Annotated in this window: 16 protein-coding genes; 13 read left to right on the top strand and 3 right to left on the bottom strand. The window is 75.5% G+C overall.

Annotated elements, in window-relative coordinates:
• Positions 1-4 precede the first annotated feature (4 nt).
• The 8 genes from ADEH_RS13160 to ADEH_RS13125 all read left to right on the top strand — a co-directional run bounded on the left by ADEH_RS13160 (position 5) and on the right by ADEH_RS13125 (position 8,059).
• Positions 5-880 (top strand): SpoIID/LytB domain-containing protein, encoded by an 876-nt coding sequence (locus ADEH_RS13160; RefSeq protein WP_011421597.1) that lies wholly within the window; start codon positions 5-7, stop codon positions 878-880.
• Positions 881-886: 6 nt separating this feature from the next.
• Complete coding sequence (queA, locus tag ADEH_RS13155; protein WP_011421596.1) at positions 887-1,924, top strand: tRNA preQ1(34) S-adenosylmethionine ribosyltransferase-isomerase QueA; 1,038 nt, start codon at positions 887-889, stop codon at positions 1,922-1,924.
• Between the two features lie 74 nt (positions 1,925-1,998).
• On the top strand, positions 1,999-2,619 hold the full coding sequence (locus ADEH_RS13150; RefSeq protein ID WP_041453529.1) for a PilZ domain-containing protein: 621 nt from the start codon (positions 1,999-2,001) through the stop codon (positions 2,617-2,619).
• 31 nt (positions 2,620-2,650) lie between these two features.
• Positions 2,651-3,814 (top strand): tRNA guanosine(34) transglycosylase Tgt, encoded by a 1,164-nt coding sequence (gene tgt / locus ADEH_RS13145; RefSeq protein WP_011421594.1) that lies wholly within the window; start codon positions 2,651-2,653, stop codon positions 3,812-3,814.
• Between the two features lie 141 nt (positions 3,815-3,955).
• Entirely contained in the window at positions 3,956-4,303 is a 348-nt protein-coding gene (yajC, locus tag ADEH_RS13140) for a preprotein translocase subunit YajC (protein ID WP_011421593.1), read from the top strand.
• Positions 4,304-6,145, top strand: coding sequence for a protein translocase subunit SecD (secD, locus tag ADEH_RS13135; protein WP_011421592.1), 1,842 nt, complete (start codon positions 4,304-4,306; stop codon positions 6,143-6,145).
• Positions 6,145-7,353, top strand: a complete 1,209-nt coding sequence (gene secF / locus ADEH_RS13130; RefSeq protein WP_011421591.1) for a protein translocase subunit SecF — start codon at positions 6,145-6,147, stop codon at positions 7,351-7,353. The genes secD and secF overlap by 1 nt, the downstream gene beginning before the upstream one ends.
• 334 nt (positions 7,354-7,687) lie before the next feature.
• The gene (locus tag ADEH_RS13125) at positions 7,688-8,059 is read left to right on the top strand and encodes a response regulator (RefSeq protein WP_232287276.1); all 372 of its coding nucleotides are present in this window, start codon (positions 7,688-7,690) and stop codon (positions 8,057-8,059) included.
• A gap of 55 nt (positions 8,060-8,114) precedes the next feature.
• Here ADEH_RS13125 and ADEH_RS13120 read toward each other — a convergent pair whose 3' ends face one another.
• Positions 8,115-8,711, bottom strand: a complete 597-nt coding sequence (locus ADEH_RS13120; RefSeq protein ID WP_011421589.1) for a hypothetical protein — start codon at positions 8,709-8,711, stop codon at positions 8,115-8,117.
• Between the two features lie 176 nt (positions 8,712-8,887).
• Here ADEH_RS13120 and recJ point away from each other — a divergent pair, with 176 nt between their 5' ends.
• Positions 8,888-10,609: a single-stranded-DNA-specific exonuclease RecJ gene (gene recJ, locus ADEH_RS13115; RefSeq protein ID WP_049760203.1), complete on the top strand. Its 1,722-nt coding sequence runs from the start codon at positions 8,888-8,890 to the stop codon at positions 10,607-10,609.
• 15 nt (positions 10,610-10,624) lie between these two features.
• Here recJ and ADEH_RS13110 read toward each other — a convergent pair whose 3' ends face one another.
• Both ADEH_RS13110 and ADEH_RS13105 read right to left on the bottom strand, forming a co-directional pair.
• Positions 10,625-11,635: an MDR family oxidoreductase gene (locus ADEH_RS13110; RefSeq protein ID WP_011421587.1), complete on the bottom strand. Its 1,011-nt coding sequence runs from the start codon at positions 11,633-11,635 to the stop codon at positions 10,625-10,627.
• Positions 11,636-11,788: 153 nt separating this feature from the next.
• Positions 11,789-12,010 (bottom strand): YHS domain-containing protein, encoded by a 222-nt coding sequence (locus ADEH_RS13105; protein WP_011421586.1) that lies wholly within the window; start codon positions 12,008-12,010, stop codon positions 11,789-11,791.
• Between the two features lie 248 nt (positions 12,011-12,258).
• Between ADEH_RS13105 and aspS the strand changes: the two genes are divergently transcribed.
• The 4 genes from aspS (at position 12,259) to ADEH_RS13085 (ending at position 18,130) form a co-directional block, all read left to right on the top strand.
• Positions 12,259-14,070: an aspartate--tRNA ligase gene (aspS, locus tag ADEH_RS13100; RefSeq protein ID WP_011421585.1), complete on the top strand. Its 1,812-nt coding sequence runs from the start codon at positions 12,259-12,261 to the stop codon at positions 14,068-14,070.
• 111 nt (positions 14,071-14,181) lie between these two features.
• Positions 14,182-15,819: a glycerol-3-phosphate dehydrogenase/oxidase gene (locus ADEH_RS13095; protein ID WP_011421584.1), complete on the top strand. Its 1,638-nt coding sequence runs from the start codon at positions 14,182-14,184 to the stop codon at positions 15,817-15,819.
• Entirely contained in the window at positions 15,816-17,126 is a 1,311-nt protein-coding gene (gene glpB / locus ADEH_RS13090) for a glycerol-3-phosphate dehydrogenase subunit GlpB (protein ID WP_011421583.1), read from the top strand. The genes ADEH_RS13095 and glpB overlap by 4 nt, the downstream gene beginning before the upstream one ends.
• A 98-nt stretch (positions 17,127-17,224) precedes the next feature.
• Positions 17,225-18,130, top strand: a complete 906-nt coding sequence (locus ADEH_RS13085) for a hypothetical protein (RefSeq protein WP_011421582.1) — start codon at positions 17,225-17,227, stop codon at positions 18,128-18,130.

Raw genomic sequence — 18,130 nt, 5'->3', positions numbered from 1 at the left:
CGCCGTGCGCCGCCCGCTCGCCACCGCCGCGGCGCTGGCCGCCGCGCTCGCCGCGGCCGCGGCCCCCGCGCGCGCCGAGGAGCTGATCCGCGTGCAGGTCCGGGCGCAGCCGGAGGAGATCCAGGAGCTGCGGCTCGAGGACTACGTCGCCGGCGTGGTGGCGGGCGAGATGCCGGGGAGCTTCCCGCCCGAGGCGCTCAAGGCGCAGGCGGTCGCCGCGCGCAGCTACGCGCTCACGCGCAAGGTGGAGGCGCAGGCGGCGAACCGGCGCTGGGACATCGCGAGCGGCGTCATCGCGCAGGTGTTCGCGGCGGGGCGCGCCAGCCCGCAGGCGCGCGCGGCGGTGGACGCGACGCACGGCGAGGTGCTGGTGCAGGGGATGGAGCCGGTGGAGGCGTACTTCCACGCGGCCTGCGGCGGGCGCACCGAGGCCGGCATGCCGGCGCTGGGCCGCGACCTGCCGTACCTCGCCTCGGTGGAGTGCGGGCGCTGCGATCGCGCGCCGCGGGTGCGCTGGTCGCTGGAGGTCGGCGCGGCGGAGCTGGGGCGGCTCGCCGGGCTGGGCGGGGCGGCCACCGCGGCGCGGGTGGTGGCGCGGTCCGCGAGCGGCCGCGCCGAGAAGGTGGAGGTGGCCGGGCGCGGGCGCCGGGTCACGCTCGCCGCCACCGACCTCCGCCAGCGGCTCGGCTGGGCCCGACTGCCCTCGCTCGCGTTCGACGTCCGCGAGGTGCGCCGCGGCTTCGCGTTCGACGGGCGCGGCCAGGGCCACGGCGCCGGGCTGTGCCAGTGGGGCGCGGCGGGGATGGCGCGCGAGGGGAAGGACTACCGCGAGATCCTCCGCCACTACTACCCGGGCACCGACGTGCTGCGGATGTACTGACCGACCGTGCGCCTCTCCGACTTCGACTTCGCCCTGCCCGAGGGGCTGGTGGCCCAGGCGCCGGTCACGCCGCGCGACGCCTCGCGGCTCATGGTGCTCGCGCCGGGGGAGGGCGCGCCCGCGCACCGCGGCTTCGCCGACCTGCCGGAGCTGCTCGCGCCGGGCGACCTGCTCGTCTTCAACGACACGCGCGTCATCCCGGCGCGGCTGCTCGGCCACAAGGCGTCGGGCGGCAAGGTGGAGCTGCTCCTGTGCGAGCCGCTGGAGGGCGGGCTGGGCCGGCGCTGGCGGGCCATGGGGCAGGCCTCGAAGCCCATCCGCGAGGGCGCGGTGCTCGCCTTCGACGGCCTCGAGGCGCGGGTGGACGCCGTCGAGGGAGAGGGCTTCTACCGCGTCACCCTGGACCGCCAGGGCGCCGAGCTCGAGGCGGCGCTGGGCCGGGCCGGGCGCATCCCGCTGCCGCCGTACATCCGCCGCGCCCCGGACGCCGAGGACGCGGCGCGGTACCAGACCATCTGGGCGCGGGCGCCCGGCTCCGCCGCCGCGCCCACCGCCGGGCTGCACTTCACCGAGCCGCTGCTGGCGCGGCTCGCCGCGCGCGGCGTCCGGCGCACCGCGGTGACGCTGCACGTGGGCCCCGGGACGTTCCTGCCCATCCGCGGCGACGACCTCGACGCGCACCGCATGCACGGCGAGCGCTACGAGGTCTCCCCGGCCGCCGCGGCGGAGCTCGCCGCGGCCCGCGCGCGCGGCGGGCGGATCGTGGCGGTGGGCACCACCTCCGTGCGCACGCTGGAGAGCGCCTGGCGCGACGGCGAGGTCGCCCCCGGCCCCGGCCGCACCGAGCTGTTCATCCGCCCCGGCCACCCGTTCCGCGCGGTGGACGCGATGGTCACGAACTTCCACCTCCCCCGTTCCACCCTGCTGGTGCTGGTCTGCGCGTTCGGCGGCCAGGGCCGCGTGCTGGCCGCCTACCGCGAGGCGGTCGCGCGCGGCTACCGGTTCTTCAGCTACGGGGACGCAATGCTCCTGCTCCGCCGCTGAGCCCCCGCGCGTCCCGTCCGGCGCGCCGTGAGGTGCGCTGGTGTGTGCTATACGGGCGGCGAGGAGCGGGGGGTTTGCACAGCGTCTCGGTCAACGTGGAACCGGGGCAGTACCTGGCCGGCTGGCGGCCGGAGGCGGGGCAGCTGTTCGTGCCGGCGCTCTCCGACTCGCGGGTGGGCGACCGCGTCGCGGTGCGGATCGGGATCTACGGCCAGGCCATCCGGGCCACCCTGTACGGGAAGGTCGCGATGGTCCGGCGGATGGGACGGCCGGCGCTGCCCCCCGGCGTGGACCTCGCGCTCGACCGCGCCTCGCTGCCGGCCGCCGGCTTCCTCGCCACCGCCGCGCGCGGCGAGCCGGTCTCGTTCCAGGAGCGGGCGCCGCGCTTCCCCTGCGACCTGCCGCTGCGGGTCGAGCACGGCGGCGGCGCGTTCGACACGAGCGCGCTCAACGTCTCGGACGGCGGGTGCGCGGTGCGCTGGCCGGGGCAGCTCCCGCTGGTCGGCGATCTCGTCCTGCTCCGGCTCGGGCGCGGGGTGTTCGCGCCCGCGGCGCGGGCGGTGGTGTGCTGGAACCAGCCCGGCGGCGCGGTGGAGCGGACCGCCGGGCTGCGGCTCGTGCTGGAGGGGCGGGCGGGCCGGGCCTGGCGCGGCGTGGTGGCCGGGGTGGCGCGCGCCGGCCGGCGCCCGGCTTGACAGGCCCGGCGGCCCGGGCGACACCGGCCCGGTGATCCGCTTCCAGCTCCTCGCCGAGGACGGCGCCGCCCGCCGCGGGCGGCTCGAGACCGCGCACGGCACCGTCGAGACGCCGGTGTTCATGCCGGTGGGCACCGCCGCCACGGTGAAGACGCTCGAGCCGCGCGACCTGCAGGCGCTGGGCGCCGGCATCGTGCTCGCGAACACCTACCACCTGTACCTGCGCCCGGGGCACGAGCGGATCCAGCGGCTCGGCCGGCTGCACCGCTTCATGTCCTGGCCCGGCGCGGTGCTCACCGACTCGGGCGGCTTCCAGGTGTTCAGCCTGGGCGAGAAGGGCGCCGGCCGCGAGCGCGGCGGGCCGGGGCTGGTCGAGATCTCGGAGGAGGGCGTCACCTTCCGCAGCCACCTCGACGGCTCGCGCCACTTCCTCTCCCCGGAGAAGGCCATCGAGGTCCAGGAGGCGCTCGGCGCCGACGTGATCATGGCGTTCGACGAGTGCCCGCCGGCGCTCGCCGACCGCGCCTACCACGAGCTGTCGCTGGCGCGCACGCAGCGGTGGCTGGTGCGGTGCCGCGACGCGTGGCGGGAGATCGAGGCGCGCGAGGGGCCGCGCTGCGCGCTGTTCGGCATCGCGCAGGGCGGGCTGCACGGGGACCTGCGGGCCCGGGCCATCGAGGAGGCGGCCGCGCTCGACCTGCCCGGCTACGCGCTGGGCGGCTACGCGGTGGGCGAGACGCCGGCCGAGATGTGGGACGGCGTGGCGCGGGACGCGCCCCGGCTGCCGCGCGAGAAGCCGCGCTACCTCATGGGCGTGGGCACGCCGGAGGACCTGCTCGCCGGGATCGCCGCCGGCGTGGACATGTTCGACTGCGTGCTCCCCACCCGCACCGCGCGGAACGGGCTGCTGTTCACGAGCCGCGGCAAGGTCGTGATCCGCAACGCGCGCTACGCCGACGACGAGCGGCCGGCCGACCCCGAGTGCGGGTGCTACGCGTGCCGGACGTTCACCCGCGCCTACCTCCGCCACCTGTTCAAGGCCGGCGAGATCCTGGCGCTGCGCGCGAACACCCTGCACAACCTGCACTTCTACCTGTCGCTCATGGCGGAGGCCCGGCGCGCCATCGAGGAGGGCCGGTTCGCGGCGTTCCGCGCCGAGCGGCTGGCCGCCTGGCGCGCGGCGGGCGACGGCTGACGGGGCCCGCCGGCCGGGTGTGCGCGGGCGCGCACGCCCGGGGGCCCCGGCGGGGAACAAAGGGGTTGCGGCCCTCGTCGAAATCACGCTAGAACACAGCGCTTTTTCTCACCCAAGCGAATCGAGCTCCGGAGCACATCCATGCATCCCGTCCTGCACGCCTTCCTGTCGCAGACCGCCGACGGTCAGGCGCAGAACCCCATCGTCACCTTCCTGCCGTTCATCGCGATCGCGGTGGTCTTCTACTTCGTCTTCTTCCGCCCGCAGGCGAAGCAGGCGAAGGCGCACCAGGCGTTCGTGACCGCCCTGAAGAAGGGCGACGAGGTGGTGACGCAGAGCGGGATCATCGGCACGGTCGTGCTGGTGGAGGACCGCACGGTGACCATCGACGTTGGCGCGGGGACCAAGCTCCGCGTGCTCAAGGGCCAGGTCGCCGGTCAGTGGAAGCAGGTCGAGGCCCAGCCGGCCAAGGCGGAGGGGAAGAAGTAGATGGAACGCTCCTGGTACTGGCGCGTCGCGCTCGTCGTCGCGGTCGCGATCCTGTCGATCTACCAGCTCGTCCCGAGCTGGTTCTACTTCAAGCTCCCGCCCGACCAGCGGAACACCGAGGCGTACGACACCTCGGTGCCGGGCTGGGCGCCGGACGCGAAGCACCACCTCAACCTCGGCCTGGACCTCCAGGGCGGCATCCTGCTCTCCATGGGCGTGGACGTCGATCGCGCGGTCAAGACCAAGGTCGCCCGCCGCGCCGACGAGATCGGCGAGTTCCTCAAGGGCAAGAACGTCGCGTTCACCGGCACGAAGGTGGTCGGCGGCGGCGCGCAGGTCGAGGTGAGCGCCGCGAACCCGGGCGAGGTGAAGGACGCGGTGCTCGGCTCGACCGGCTACTCGGAGGAGATGTACTCGCCGGGTGGCGCGCCGGACGGCGCGGTCCGCTTCGCCTTCAAGGACTCGGTGCTCCGCGACTTCCGCGAGAAGGCGGTGAAGCAGGCGGAGAAGGTGATCCGCAACCGCGTGGACAAGTGGGGCGTCACCGAGCCCGACATCAAGACCAAGGCCAACAACCAGATCCAGGTCCAGCTCCCGGGCTTCAAGGATCCGGAGAAGGCCAAGGAGCTGCTGGGCCGCACCGCGCAGCTCGAGTTCAAGATCGCCGACGACGAGAACCCGGTCCTCGACCAGGTCCGCACGCAGCTCCCGCAGTGCCAGGGCGACCGCCAGGGGCTGTCGCTCCCGCTGCCCGAGAGCGGCTGCTGGACGGTGGAGCCGGTCGAGCTGCCGAGCGGCGGCTCGCGCGCGGCGACCATGGTGGCGGCGAACACCCGCACCGAGCTCGAGAAGGTGATCACGGAGAAGCTGAACCCGCTGCTCGACCCGCAGAAGAACGTGGTGGGCATCGGCGAGGGCCAGGTCGGCCAGGGCCCCATCAAGACCACCTACTACCGGACCTACCTGCTCCGCGCGAAGACCGAGCTGACCGGCGACTACATCGCCGACGCGGCGGTGGCGATCGACCAGTCCGACACGCTGCAGCGCGGCCGCCCGGTGGTGTCCTTCAAGATGTCGCCCGAGGGCGCGCGGCTGATGGACAAGCTCACCAGCGAGAACATGCGGCGCCGGATGGCGACCGTGCTCGACGACAAGGTCGAGACCGCGCCCTACATCCAGGGCCGCATCTCCTCGAACGGCCAGATCACGCTGGGCTCGGGCCGCAACCAGCAGGACATGTTCGACGAGGCGAACGGCATCGCGCTGGTGCTGAAGGCCGGCGCGCTCCCCGCCCCGGTGACCATCACCGAGGAGCGGACCGTGGGCGCCACCCTCGGGCCGGAGCTGGTGCGCAAGGGCACGCTCGCGGCGCTGGTCGGGCTCGCGCTGGTGGTCGTGTTCATGGTCGTCTACTACCGCGGCACCGGCCTGGTGGCCGACGTGGCGCTGGCGCTGAACGGCCTGCTGGTGCTGGCGGTCATGTCGATGATCGGCACCACGCTGACGCTGCCGGGCATCGCCGGGTTCGTGCTCACGCTCGGCATGGCGGTGGACGCGAACGTGCTCATCAACGAGCGCATCCGCGAGGAGATGCGCGCCGGGCGCAACGTGCGGCAGTCGGTGCAGCTCGGCTACGACCGCGTGTTCTGGACCATCGTGGACTCGCACGTGACCACGCTGGTCGCCGGCGTGGTGCTGTTCCAGTACGGGTCGGGGCCGATCCGCGGCTTCGCGGTGACGCTGATCATCGGCCTGGTCGCCTCGATGTTCACGTCGATCGTGGTGACCCGGGTGATCATGGAGTACTTCACGCGCCACGACACGGCGCGCCTGAGCGTCTGATGCAATTCAAGACCTTCGACATCATCCCCCACGACACGAAGTTCGACTTCGTGGGCAAGCGCCACATCGCCGTGGCGCTCTCGCTGGTCGTCAACCTGGCGGTCATCGTGTGGTCGCTCCCGTTCGTCCACGGCCTGAACATGGGCGTGGACTTCGCGGGCGGCACCGAGATGGAGGTCCAGTTCGGCAAGGCCGTGGACCCCGCCGACATCCGCAAGACGGTCGAGGATCTCGGCTTCAAGGGCGCCTCGGTCCAGACCTACGGCGCCGAGGCCGAGCACACCTTCCTCATCCGCGTCGAGCGCATCTCGCTGCTCACCGAGGCGGACGTGGCCCGGGTGGCCGACGCGGTGAAGGCGAAGCTGCCGGTGGCGGGCTTCGCGTTCAACCCCGAGTTCGGCGACAAGATCGACTTCCAGTTCTCGGGCGCGGTGGACGCCGCCGCGGTCCGGGCGGCGGTCGAGGCGGCCGGCGTGAAGGTGCGCGACGTCCGCGAGGAGCAGGGGCTCACCGCCGGCACGCGCTCCTACGCCGTCATCACCCAGGGCATCCAGGAGAACGTCCAGGCGGGCCTGAAGGACCACCTGGGCGACGCGCAGCCGAACGTGCGCCGGGTCGAGTACGTGGGCCCGGCGGCCGGCCGCGAGCTCCAGGCGCAGGGCCTGAAGGCCATCCTGTACGCCATCGGCCTCATCGTGGTGTACATCGGCCTGCGGTTCGACTTCCGCTTCAGCCCGGGCGTGGTCATCGCGATGCTGCACGACGCGATCATGACCATGGGCTACTTCACCATCACCGGCCGCGAGTTCAACCTGACCTCGATCGCGGTGATCCTGACGGTGGTCGGCTACTCGGTGAACGACACGGTCGTCATCTACGACCGCATCCGCGAGAACCAGGCCAAGCTGCGCGGCCGGAGCCTCTCGGACATCGTGAACCTCTCCATCAACGAGGTGCTGGGCCGCACCTTCCTCACCTCGTTCGCGACGGCGCTCTCGCTCATCGGCCTGCTCGTCTACGGCGTCGGCACCATCTTCGACTTCTCCATGGCGATGCTGTTCGGCATCATCTCCGGCACCTACTCCACCTGGTTCATCGCCGCCCCGATGACCATCTGGCTGGAGGAGCGGGCCGAGAAGAAGAAGGCGAAGGCGAAGGGCGCGGCCGCGGCGGCCGCGGCGCAGCCGCAGGCCCGGACCGCGAAGTAGCCGCGGCGCCGGCGGACGGCTTCCGGAAGGGCCCCTCGCGCCAGCGGGGGGCCCTTCGCCGTTCCGGGGACGGCGCGCAGCTTCGAGGCCGAGCCGGCCCAGGCCGGCGCGCCGCGCGTCGTGGCGGGAAGGCCCCCGTAGGCGGGACGGGCGTCGCGCGGCGCGGCGCCGGGTCGCACACCGTCGGTGAACTTCTCGCGCGACACGATCGCAGCGTGAAGATCCGATCACCACCGATTGCGCAATCACCAGGGGCGACCCCGCGCGGGGGGTTCGCGTATCGACGGGGAGCCCCCATCAATGCGGCATGGGGGCGACTGGCTCCACGGCCGGATTGCGCATCGTCGTCATCGATGACGACGCGGATCTGCGCGAGCTGCTCGTGGACGTGCTCCGGCGGATGGGCCACGCGGTCATCGGCCTGCCCGCCCAGGCGGGCGTGTTCCAGCTCGCGGACCTCCCGCCGGCCGACGTCTGGGTGGTGGATCACCGCCTGCCGGGGCGGCTCGGCGGCGAGGTCATCCGCGCGGTGCACGACGCGCCCAGCCGGCACCATCCGGTGCTCATCGGCATGTCGGGCGACGAGCACGCGGAGGACGCGTTCCGCCGGGCGGGCGCGGACGTGTTCCTGCAGAAGCCGTTCGACCCCGCGCGCCTGGTCGCCGCGATCGAGGCGGCGCTGGCCAGGCGGCGCGCGGCGTCCTGAGCCGCGGCCGCCCCCGTTCACCCGAGGTGACTGGGGCAGCCGCGGCCCGCCGCGCTCAGCGCTGGACGCCGCCGGTCGTGCCGGCGTCGCTCGCGTCGGTCCCGGTGCCGGCCGGCGGCGGGTAGGTGTCCGCGCCGGTCGTGCCGCTCGTCCCGGCGCCGTTCGTGTCCGTGCCCGCGCCGGGCGGCGGCGGGTAGGCGTCGGTGCCGCCGGCCCCGGTGCCGGGCGTCGCGGTGGTCCCGGTCCCGGCTGGTGGCGGGTAGGTGCCGTCGGCGCCGGTCCCCGTCGTGCCGGTTCCGGTCGTGTCGTTGCCCGTGCCCGTGCCGGTCGGCGGCGGATAGGCCTCGGTCCCGCCGGCGCCCGTGCCCGGCGCGCCGGCCGTGCCCGTGCCTGCGGGAGGCGGGTAGGTGCCCGTGCCGTCGGTGCCGGTCCCGGTGGTGCCGGTGCCGGTGGTGTCGGTCCCGGTGCCGGTCGTGCCCGTGCCCATCGTGCCGGCGCCGGCCGTGTCCGCCCCCGTGGCGCTGGTGCCGGACCCCGCGGACCCCGGCGTGCCGGTCCCGCTGCCGCCGGTGCCGCCGCTCTGCGCGTACGCGCCACCCAGCGCCGCGGCCGCCAGCGCGCCGGCCAGCATCCATCTCGTTGCGTGCTTCATCCATCCTCCCGTCTCGCGCGCGCGACCTGCGCGGCGGCCCGAAACGTGCGCACGGCGTGGCGCACGGCCCGGAGCGCGCGCCGCACCGCCTGCGGGCGCGCGGGCCCTCCGCGCGCGCGGCCGCGTCCCCGCGCCCGGCCGCCGCCCTGTCAGGGCGGCGTGCTACCGAGCGGACCGTGTCGGTCGCGACCGGGAAGCGGTGGGTGGAGGCGGCGGTGGACGCGGCGCGCGCGGCGGAGCTGGCCGCCGCCCTGGGCCTGCACCCGCTGGCCGCGCGCGTGCTCGCGGCCCGCGGCCACGCGGACCCGGCGGAGGCCGAGGCCTTCCTGGCCGCGCGCCTCGCCGACCTGCCGGATCCGTTCCGCATGAAGGGGATGGAGGCGGCGGTCGAGCGGATCGCGCGCGCGCTGGAGGGCGGCGAGCGCATCGCCTGCTACGGCGACTACGACGTGGACGGCGTCACCTCGACCGCGCTCCTCTGCGGCTTCCTGCGCGCGGCGGGGGCCGACGTCGTCACCTACACGCCGCACCGGCTGGTGGAGGGCTACGGCCTCAACGGCGACGCCGTCCGCAGCCTGGCCGCGCAGGGCGTCCGCCTGCTGGTGACGCTCGACTGCGGGATCACGAGCGTGGACGAGGTGCGCGTCGCCGCCGGGCTGGGCGTGGACACGGTGGTGGTGGACCACCACACGGTCCCGGTGGAGCTGCCGGCCGCCGCCGCCATCCTCAACCCCCACCAGCCCGGCTGCGCCTACCCGTCGAAGGACCTGGCCGCGGTGGGCGTGACGTTCGCGCTCGCCATGGCGCTCCGGCGCCGGCTCCGCGAGCGGGGTCGCTTCGGCCCGGCCCGGCCCGAGCCGAACCTGAAGGAGGTGCTCGACCTCGTCGCGCTCGGCACGGTCGCCGACGTGGTGCCGCTGGTCGGCGCGAACCGGATCCTGGTGCGCTGGGGGCTCGAGCAGCTCGCGACCAGCCGGCGCCCCGGCGTGCGCGCGCTGAAGCGCGTGGCCGGCATCGCGGACGGGACGCCCGTCACGGCCGGCCAGGTGGGGTTCCGGCTCGCGCCGCGCATCAACGCCGCGGGCCGGCTCGACGACGCGGGGCGCGGCGTGCGCCTGCTGCTCTCCGGCGACGCGGCGGCCGCGCAGGCGCTCGCCGACGAGCTGGACCGGGAGAACCAGGCCAGGCAGGAGATCGAGCGGCGCATCCTGGAGCAGGCGCTCGCCGACGCGGGGGCGCGGGTGGCCGCCGGCGCGCGCGGGCTGGTGCTGGCCCGCGACGGCTGGCACGCCGGCGTCGTGGGCATCGTCGCGTCGCGCGTGGTCGAGCGCTTCCACCGCCCCGCGGTGCTGGTGGCGCTGGAGGACGGCGCCGGGAAGGGCAGCGGGCGGTCGATCGAGGGCTTCCACCTCTACGACGCGCTCGCCGCGTGCTCCGGCCACCTGGCCCGCTTCGGCGGCCACCGGCACGCCGCCGGCGTCACGGTGGAGCGGGCGCAGGTCGAGCCGTTCCGCGCCGCGTTCGAGGCGCACGCCGCCGCCACCATCGCGGACGAGGACCTGGTGCCGCGCTGCCGGATCGACGGCTGGGTGGGCGACGCCGAGGTCACCGAGGACGCCGCCGAGGGGCTGGCGCGGCTCGGGCCGTTCGGCGCCGGCCACCCGGAGCCGGTGTTCGCGCTGCGCGGCGCCGCGGCGCGCGCGCGGACGGTGGGGGCGGGCGGCGCGCACCTGAAGCTCGCGCTCGGGCGCGGCCTCGACGCCATCGGCTTCGGCATGGGCGACCGCGCGCCGGCGTGCGGCGGCCCGGTGGACGCCGCGTTCACCATCGGCTTCGACGAGTGGGACGGCACCCGCCGCCTGCAGCTCAAGCTGAAGGACCTGCGGCCGGCGCGCTGAGGCGCCGCCCGCGCGCTACGGCGCCACGGCCACCACCGCGCGCCCGCGCACCTGGCCGGCGAGGATCCGCTCGCTCCACGCCGGCACCTCGGCCAGCGGGATCTCGGTGGTGAGCGCGTCGATCCGGTCGGCGGTGAGATCGCGCGCGATGCGGCCCCAGGCCCGCGCGCGCGGCGCCTGCGGCGCCATCACCGAGTCCACGCCCTGCAGGCGCACGCCGCGGAGCACGAACGGGAGCACCGTGACCGGCAGGTCGGTCCCGCCGGCGAGCCCGCAGGCGGCCACCGCGCCGCGGTACGCGGTCTGGCGGAGCACGGTGGCGAGCACCGCGCCACCCACCGCGTCCACGCCGCCCGCCCAGGTCTCCGACTCGAGCGGCCGCGTGGCCGGCCGCGCCAGCTCCTCGCGCGGCACGATGCGCGAGGCGCCCAGCGACTCCAGGAAGGCGCGCTCCGAGGGGCGGCCGGTGGAGGCCGCGACCTCGTACCCCGCGCGCGCCAGCAGCGCGACGGCGACGCTGCCGACGCCGCCGGCCGCGCCGGTGACGATCACCGGCCGGCCGCCGGGGCGCACGCCGGCGTCCTCCAGCGCGTCCACGCACAGCGCGGCGGTGAACCCGGCGGTGCCGATCGCCATCGCGCGCCGGGCGGTCAGGCCGCGCGGGAGCGGCAGCGCCCACTCGGCGCGGACGCGCGCCAGGCCGGCGTAGCCGCCGAACGTGGCCTCGCCGATGCCCCAGCCCGTCACCAGCACCTCGTCGCCCGGCTGGAACGACGGGTCGCGCGACTCGAGCACGGTGCCGGCGAGGTCGATGCCCGGGACCATGGGGAACTTCCGGATCACCTTGCCCTTGCCGGTGACCGCGAGCGCGTCCTTGTAGTTGAGGCTGGAGTAGCGGACCGCGACCGTCAGCTCGCCCTCCGGCAGCGCGGAGGCGGGCAGCTCCTCGAAGCCGGCGGAGCGGGTGCCGTCGCCCTCCCGGACGACGAAGGCTCGAAAGCGCTGCGGCAGCGAGGGCGCGGGCATGGGCGGGTCTCCGGGTGCGAGGGGAGGGCGGGCGGAAGGCGAAGGGACCGCCATCCTGCGTCCAGCCCACCGGAGGGGTCCAGTGCCCGGATCAGGGACGTGCGCGCCGCGCGGCGCATGCGCCCGTCATCTCGGGGAATCCGGCGACGGAGCTCAGGCGACGCCCCAGCGGTCGCGCCGCTCCCCGAACAGCGCGCCCATCCTGGCGAGCTCGCCCACGTGGAGCCGCTCCGCGTGGCGCTCGAACCGCTCCCGGCAGCGGCGCGAGCAGAAGAAGTACCGGCGCTTCTTGTACTCGAACGCCTCCGCGTCCTCCTGGAGCACCGGCCGCCCGCACACCGGATCGATCCCGACGCCGCCCTCGTCCACGTCCATGCGATGCCTCCCTCTCCGGGAGCCGGGACTGCAACCACGGGGCCAGCGCCGGCGCGCCGCCGGGCGGGCCCGCGTCCGCTCCGCGCCGCGGCGCACTGCAGGAATTCCAGGGTCCGGGCTGAAACTTCCACATGCCCGCGAGGCCCGGGACGCCCCGCGACGGCGCGCACCGGAAGGGCTGCGGTCGTCCTTGACGCCTGAGGTTCCGCAGTGTTAGCTGCCTTTCCCCACGTCCGGAGGCCCGTCCCTTGCCGCGCTTCATCACCGAGCTCAAGCGTACCCACTCCTGCGGTGAACTCACCAAGGCCGACATCGGCAAGGAGGTCGTGCTGTTCGGCTGGGTGAACAACCGGCGGGACCACGGCGGCGCGGTGTTCATCGACCTGCGCGACCGCGCCGGGCTCACCCAGGTGGTGTTCGAGGAGGACGTCCGCCCCGACGTGCACGAGCTCGCCGGCCAGCTCCGGCTCGAGTACTGCGTCGGCGTCCGCGGCAAGGTGGTGTCGCGCGGAGGCAACGTGAACCCGAAGCTCCCCACCGGCGAGATCGAGGTCCACGCCTCCGACCTCGAGATCTTCAACCGCTCCGAGCCGGCGCCGTTCCAGATCGAGGACAAGATCGACACCGGCGAGGAGAAGCGGCTCCAGTACCGCTACCTCGACCTGCGCCGCGCGCCGCTGCAGCAGACGCTCATGACGCGCGCGAAGGTGAACCACCTCACCCGCAACTACTTCACCGACAAGGGCTTCCTCGAGCTCGAGACGCCGTTCATGGTGAAGTACACGCCGGGCGGCGCCCGCAACTTCCTCGTCCCCTCGCGCCTCAACCCCGGCAAGTTCTACGCGCTCGCCGAGAGCCCGCAGCTGTTCAAGCAGCTGTACATGATGGCGGGCTTCGACCGGTACTTCCAGATCGTCCGCTGCTTCCGCGACGAGGACCTCCGGCTCGACCGGCAGCCCGAGTTCACCCAGATCGACGTCGAGATGTCGTTCGTGGAGCAGAACGACGTGTTCGACGTGATGGAGGGGCTGGTGGTGAAGCTCTGGAAGGAGGTGCTCGGGATCGAGATCCCGCGCCCGTTCCAGCGCATGCCGTTCGAGGAGTCGATGGCGAAGTACGGGAACGACAAGCCCGACCTCCGCTTCGACATGCCGCACGTGGTGCTCACCGACCTGGTGCGCCAGCACGACGGCGGCGGCGTCCCGCTCATGCACGAGGCCGTGAAGGCGAAGGGCATCGTCAAGGCGATGCGCGTGCCCGCCTCGGCGAACTTCTCGCGCACCGAGATCGACAAGCTCGAGGAGTACGTGAAGGGCATGGGCGCGAAGGGGCTCGCCCGCGCCAAGGTCGGCGAGGGCGGCGAGTGGACCCAGTCGCCGCTCGCGAAGACCATCACCCCCGCGCTCCGCCAGGCCATCAACGACGCCTGCGAGGCGAAGGCGGGCGACCTGCTCCTGTTCCAGTTCGGCAAGGAGTCGGTCGTCCACACGGTGATGGCGAACCTGCGCGTGCACCTCGCCAAGCGCATGGGCCTCATCCCCGAGTACGGCTCGGGCGGCGCCTGGCGCTTCCTGTGGGTGGTGAACCCGCCGCTGTTCGAGTACGACGAGGAGTCCGGCCAGTGGGCCGCCGCGCACCACGCGTTCACGCGGCCGCACGACTCCGACCTCCAGTTCCTCGAGAGCGACCCGGGCAAGGTGAACTGCTACCGCTACGACCTGGTGCTGAACGGGTTCGAGATCGGCGGCGGCTCCATCCGCCTCCACGACCCCGAGGTCCAGGCGCGGGTGTTCAAGGCCATGGGCATCTCGGACGAGGAGGCCCGCAGCAAGTTCGGCTTCCTGCTCGACGCGCTCAAGATGGGCGCGCCGCCGCACGGCGGCATCGCGCTCGGCATGGACCGCCTGGTCATGCTCCTCACCGGCGCCGAGTCGCTCCGCGACGTGGTGGCCTGGCCCAAGACGCAGAAGGGCACCGACCTCATGACCGGGGCGCCCGGCGACGTGGACGCGCGCCAGCTCCGCGAGCTGTACGTGAAGAGCACGTTCGAGCCGAAGTAGCGGCGTGCCCGCCCCGCGGCGCGCCGCCGCGGGCGGCCGTCCCCGGCGCCTCACCTTTCGCGCGACCGCGCCGCCGGTCCGGGCTACGCTCCGAGGCCGGGGGCGCGCGCGATGGGCGAGCACGACGTCATCATCGTCGGCGGCGGCGTGAACGGGACCGGCACGGCCCGCGACTGCGCCATGCGCGGGCTGCGGGTGCTGCTGCTGGAGAAGTCGGACTTCGGGGTCGGCGCGAGCGGCAACAGCTCGGGCATGATCCACGGCGGCATCCGCTACATGCTCTCCGACCGGAAGGTCACCGAGCTGGCCTGCCGCGACTCCGGGTACATCCAGCGGATCGCCCCGCACCTGCTGTTCCGCATCCCGTTCCTGATGCCGTTCGGCTCGCGCGCCGAGGGCGCCACGCTCGCCGAGCGCGCCGCCTGGTACGCGACCGAGGTCTACGTCGGCACCTACGACCTGTACCAGCCGCTGAAGCGCGGGCGGCCCTCCACCCGGCTGACCGCCGAGGAGCTGTACCGCCTCGAGCCCGGGCTGCGCCCCGGCCTGCACGGCGCGGTGACGCTGGACGAGTGGGGCATCGACGCGTTCCGGCTGTGCGTGCTGAACGCGCTCTCCGCCCGCACGCACGGCGCCGAGCTGCGCACCTGGACGGAGGTCCGCCAGCTGCTCACCGAGGGTGGCCGGGTGCGCGGCGTCCGCTGGCGCGACGCGCTCACCGGCGAGGAGGGCGAGGCGCGCGCGCCGGTGGTGTTCAACGCGGCGGGCGCGTGGTCGCCGGCCCTGGCGCGCGCGAGCGGCGTGCGCGTGCCGATGCGCCCGGGCAAGGGCGTGCACCTCACGCTCGACCGCCGCTGGTCCAGCTACGGCGTCATCTGCAGCGCGGTGGACGGGCGGCAGATGTTCCTCATGCCGCACGAGAACGAGTCGATCGTCGGCACCACCGACGACGACTGGTACGGCGACCCGGACGACCTGGAGGCGACCCAGGACGAGGTGGAGTACCTGCTGGAGGGCGCCGCCTCGCTCGTCCCCGGCGTGCGGCGGGCGCGGATCACCCGCGCCTGGTGCGGCCTGCGCACCACGATGTACGCGTACGGACCGAACGAGGACGCGCTCTCGCGCGAGCACCAGCTGCTCGACGGCGCCGCCGACGGCGCGGCCGGGCTGCTCTCGATCGTGGGCGGGAAGCTCGCCTCGTACCGCGCGCAGTCCGAGGAGGCCGCCGACCGCGTCGAGGCGCTCCTGGGCCGCCCGGTCACGCCCTGCCGCACGCACCAGGAGCCGCTGCCCGGCGGCGACGAGGTGCCGGACCCGGCCGCGCTGGCGCGCGAGTTCCCGGTGGACGCGTCGGTGGCGGCGCGGCTGGTGTACCGGCACGGCGGCCGCGCGCGGGAGATCTGCGGCATGGTGCGCGACGACCGGCGCCTCGGCCTGGTGCTGTGCCGCGACGAGGCCATCCTCGCGGCCGAGGTGGTCTACTGCGCGCGCCACGAGCAGGTGCGCCGCCTCCAGGACCTGCGGCGGCGCTGCCGGCTGGCGGTGGGCGCCTGCGGCGGCCTCGACTGCGCGCGGGTGGGCGCGCAGCTCGCCGGCCGCGAGCTGTCCTGGCCGCCCGAGCGCGTCCGCGCCGAGCTGTCCGACCTGCTCGACCAGGGCTGGCGCGAGCGGCGGCCGGTGCTGGACGGCGCGCAGCTCGCCGCCGAGGAGCTGCTGCGCGGCGGCTGCGGCCCCTGGGAGGCGCCGTGACCCCGTCGCGCACGGTGCGGGCCGACGTGCTGGTGGTGGGCGGCGGCATGGCCGGCGCGATGGCGGCGCTCTCGGCGCGGGCGGCCGGTTGCGAGGTGGCGCTGGTGCGGCGCGCGCCCGGCGCGACCGCGCTCTCCTCCGGCGCGGTGGGCGTGGCGCCGGACCTGTCCGCGCTCCCCGGCGATCCGCTCTCGTGGCGGCGCGGGCCGGTGGAGTCGGCGCGGCGCCTGGCGCGGCAGCGCCCCGGCCACCCCTACGCCGCGGTCGGCGAGGGGCTGGTGCTGCTCCCCGACGCGCTCGACTTCGCGGTGCGCGCGCTCGACCCGCTGCTCGCGCCGGTGCTGGAGCGCCCGCGCTTCCTCGCCACGCCGACCGGCGAGGTGGTCGCGGCGGCGACCTGCCAGCGCGCGGCCGAGCCGGGCGACCTGCTCGCGGTGGCGGGGCCGCTGGCGGTGGCCGGGCTCCGCGGACACCTCGCCTTCGACGCCGCGCTGGTCGCGGACGGGCTGGCCCGCCACGCCGGCCGCGGCGGCCCCGAGGTGCGGGAGCTGGAGGTGGACCTGCCCGGCCTCGACCCGTGGGCGCGCCCGCACGAGCTGGCGCGCGCGCTCGAGCCGCCCGGCGAGGCGGAGCGGCTGGGGGAGCGGCTGCGGGCGGCGCTCGCGAACGGCGCGCGCGGGGCCGCGGCGGTGCTGCTCCCGCCGGTGCTGGGGCTCTCGCCCGCGGCGCGCGTCGCCGAGCGCGTGGCGGCGGCGGCGGGCGTGCCGGTGGCGGAGACGCTCTCCGACGTCCCGAGCGTCCCGGGGCTCCGGCTGCAGGCCGCGCTCGAGGCGCGGCTGGCGCGCGCCGGCGTGGCGGTGCTCGCCGGCGAGCTGCGGGCGCCGGGGGGGGCGCCCGGCGACCGGGTCGAGGTGGGCGACGCCGCGATCCTGGCGGGGAGCTGGGTGCTCGCCACCGGGCGGTTCCTGGGCGGCGGCCTGGCGCGCCACGGGGTGCTGGCGGAGCGCGCCATGGGCCTGCCGGTGGAGGCCGCCGAGGGGCGCGACTCGGGGGTGCACCTCGCGGCACGGCCCGCCACCTCGCTCACGGTGCGCGACCGGCGCGCGCCCCAGCCGCTGCTCTCCGCCGGCGTGCGCGTGGATCCGTCGCTGCGGCCGCTCGACGGGCGCGGCCGCCCGGTGCACCCGCGGCTGTTCGCGGCGGGCGCGCTCGTGGGCGGCCACGAGCACGCGAGCGACGGGACCGGCCTGGGCGTGGCCATCCTCACCGGCTGGCTGGCGGGGCGCGCGGCGGCGGCGCGGGGGTAGGCGCTGCCGGCGGGCGTCACGCCGTTGACGCCGGGCGCCGGGATCGCGCGGGATCCCGGCCGCGCGCGGCGGGCGCGGCGCGTGCATCCCCGGCTCGCATGGCGCGCTACGCGGTCTCCGTCGTCTCCCCCCCCGGCTACGTCCACAGCGCCGCGTTTCACGAGGTCGCCGAGACGCTCCACGCCGCGCTCGGCGCGCTCGGCCACGACGCGGTCCTCACCGGCGACACCGCGCCCCGGGGGCGCCGCCCCATCGTGCTCGGCGCGAACCTGCTGCCGCACGTCCGGCAGCCGCTCGCGCGCGACGCCGTCCTCTACAACCTCGAGCAGGTGGACCCGGCCTCGCCCTGGCTGACCGGCCCGGTGCGCGCGCTGCTCGCCGCGCACGAGGTGTGGGACTACAGCCCGCGCAACGCCGCCCGCTACGCGATGTTCGGCCTGCCGCCGCCGCGGGTCGTGCCCATCGGCTACGTGCCGGGGCTGCGCCGGATCGCGCCCGCGCCGGAGGAGGTGGACGTGCTCTTCTACGGCTCGATGAACCCGCGGCGGGCGCGCGTGATCGACGCGCTGCGCGCCCGCGGCCTCGCCGTCGAGGTCGCCTTCGGCCTCTACGGCGCCGCGCGCGACGCCCGGATCGCGCGCGCCCGGGTGGTGCTGAACGTGCACTTCTACGAGGCGAAGGTGTTCGAGATCGTCCGGGTGTCGTACCTGCTGGCGAACCGGCGCTGCGTGGTGTCGGAGCGCGGCGCCGACCCCGAGGAGGAGCGGACGCTCGAGGCGGGCGTCGCCTTCGCCGAGTACGGGGGCCTGGCCGACGCCTGCGAGGCGCTGGTCCGGGATCCGGCCGCGCGGGCCCGGGTGGCGGAGGCCGGGTTCCGGCTCATGTCGGCCCGCGACGAGGTGGCCATCCTGCGCGCGGCGCTGGCCGGGGACGCCCCGCCGCAGGCGGGTGCGCCGGAGCGCGGGGACCGCGCGCCGCAGGCGCCGGGCACGCCCGGCTGCTAG

The sequence above is a fragment of the Anaeromyxobacter dehalogenans 2CP-C genome (genome assembly GCF_000013385.1).
Taxonomy (GTDB): domain Bacteria; phylum Myxococcota; class Myxococcia; order Myxococcales; family Anaeromyxobacteraceae; genus Anaeromyxobacter; species Anaeromyxobacter dehalogenans_B.
Note: the sequence above shows the minus strand (reverse complement) of the source record. Positions and strands in the feature narration are given on the sequence as shown.

Bases quoted from the DNA above. Each gene is read 5' to 3' on its own strand.
- yajC (WP_011421593.1), top strand. From the start codon at position 3,956: ATGCATCCCGTCCTGCACGCCTTCCTGTCGCAGACCGCCGACGGTCAG.
- secD (WP_011421592.1), top strand. From the start codon at position 4,304: ATGGAACGCTCCTGGTACTGGCGCGTCGCGCTCGTCGTCGCGGTCGCG.
- secF (WP_011421591.1), top strand. From the start codon at position 6,145: ATGCAATTCAAGACCTTCGACATCATCCCCCACGACACGAAGTTCGAC.
- ADEH_RS13120 (WP_011421589.1), bottom strand. From the start codon at position 8,711: ATGAAGCACGCAACGAGATGGATGCTGGCCGGCGCGCTGGCGGCCGCG.
- ADEH_RS13110 (WP_011421587.1), bottom strand. From the start codon at position 11,635: ATGCCCGCGCCCTCGCTGCCGCAGCGCTTTCGAGCCTTCGTCGTCCGG.
- ADEH_RS13105 (WP_011421586.1), bottom strand. From the start codon at position 12,010: ATGGACGTGGACGAGGGCGGCGTCGGGATCGATCCGGTGTGCGGGCGG.
- ADEH_RS13095 (WP_011421584.1), top strand. From the start codon at position 14,182: ATGGGCGAGCACGACGTCATCATCGTCGGCGGCGGCGTGAACGGGACC.
- ADEH_RS13085 (WP_011421582.1), top strand. From the start codon at position 17,225: ATGGCGCGCTACGCGGTCTCCGTCGTCTCCCCCCCCGGCTACGTCCAC.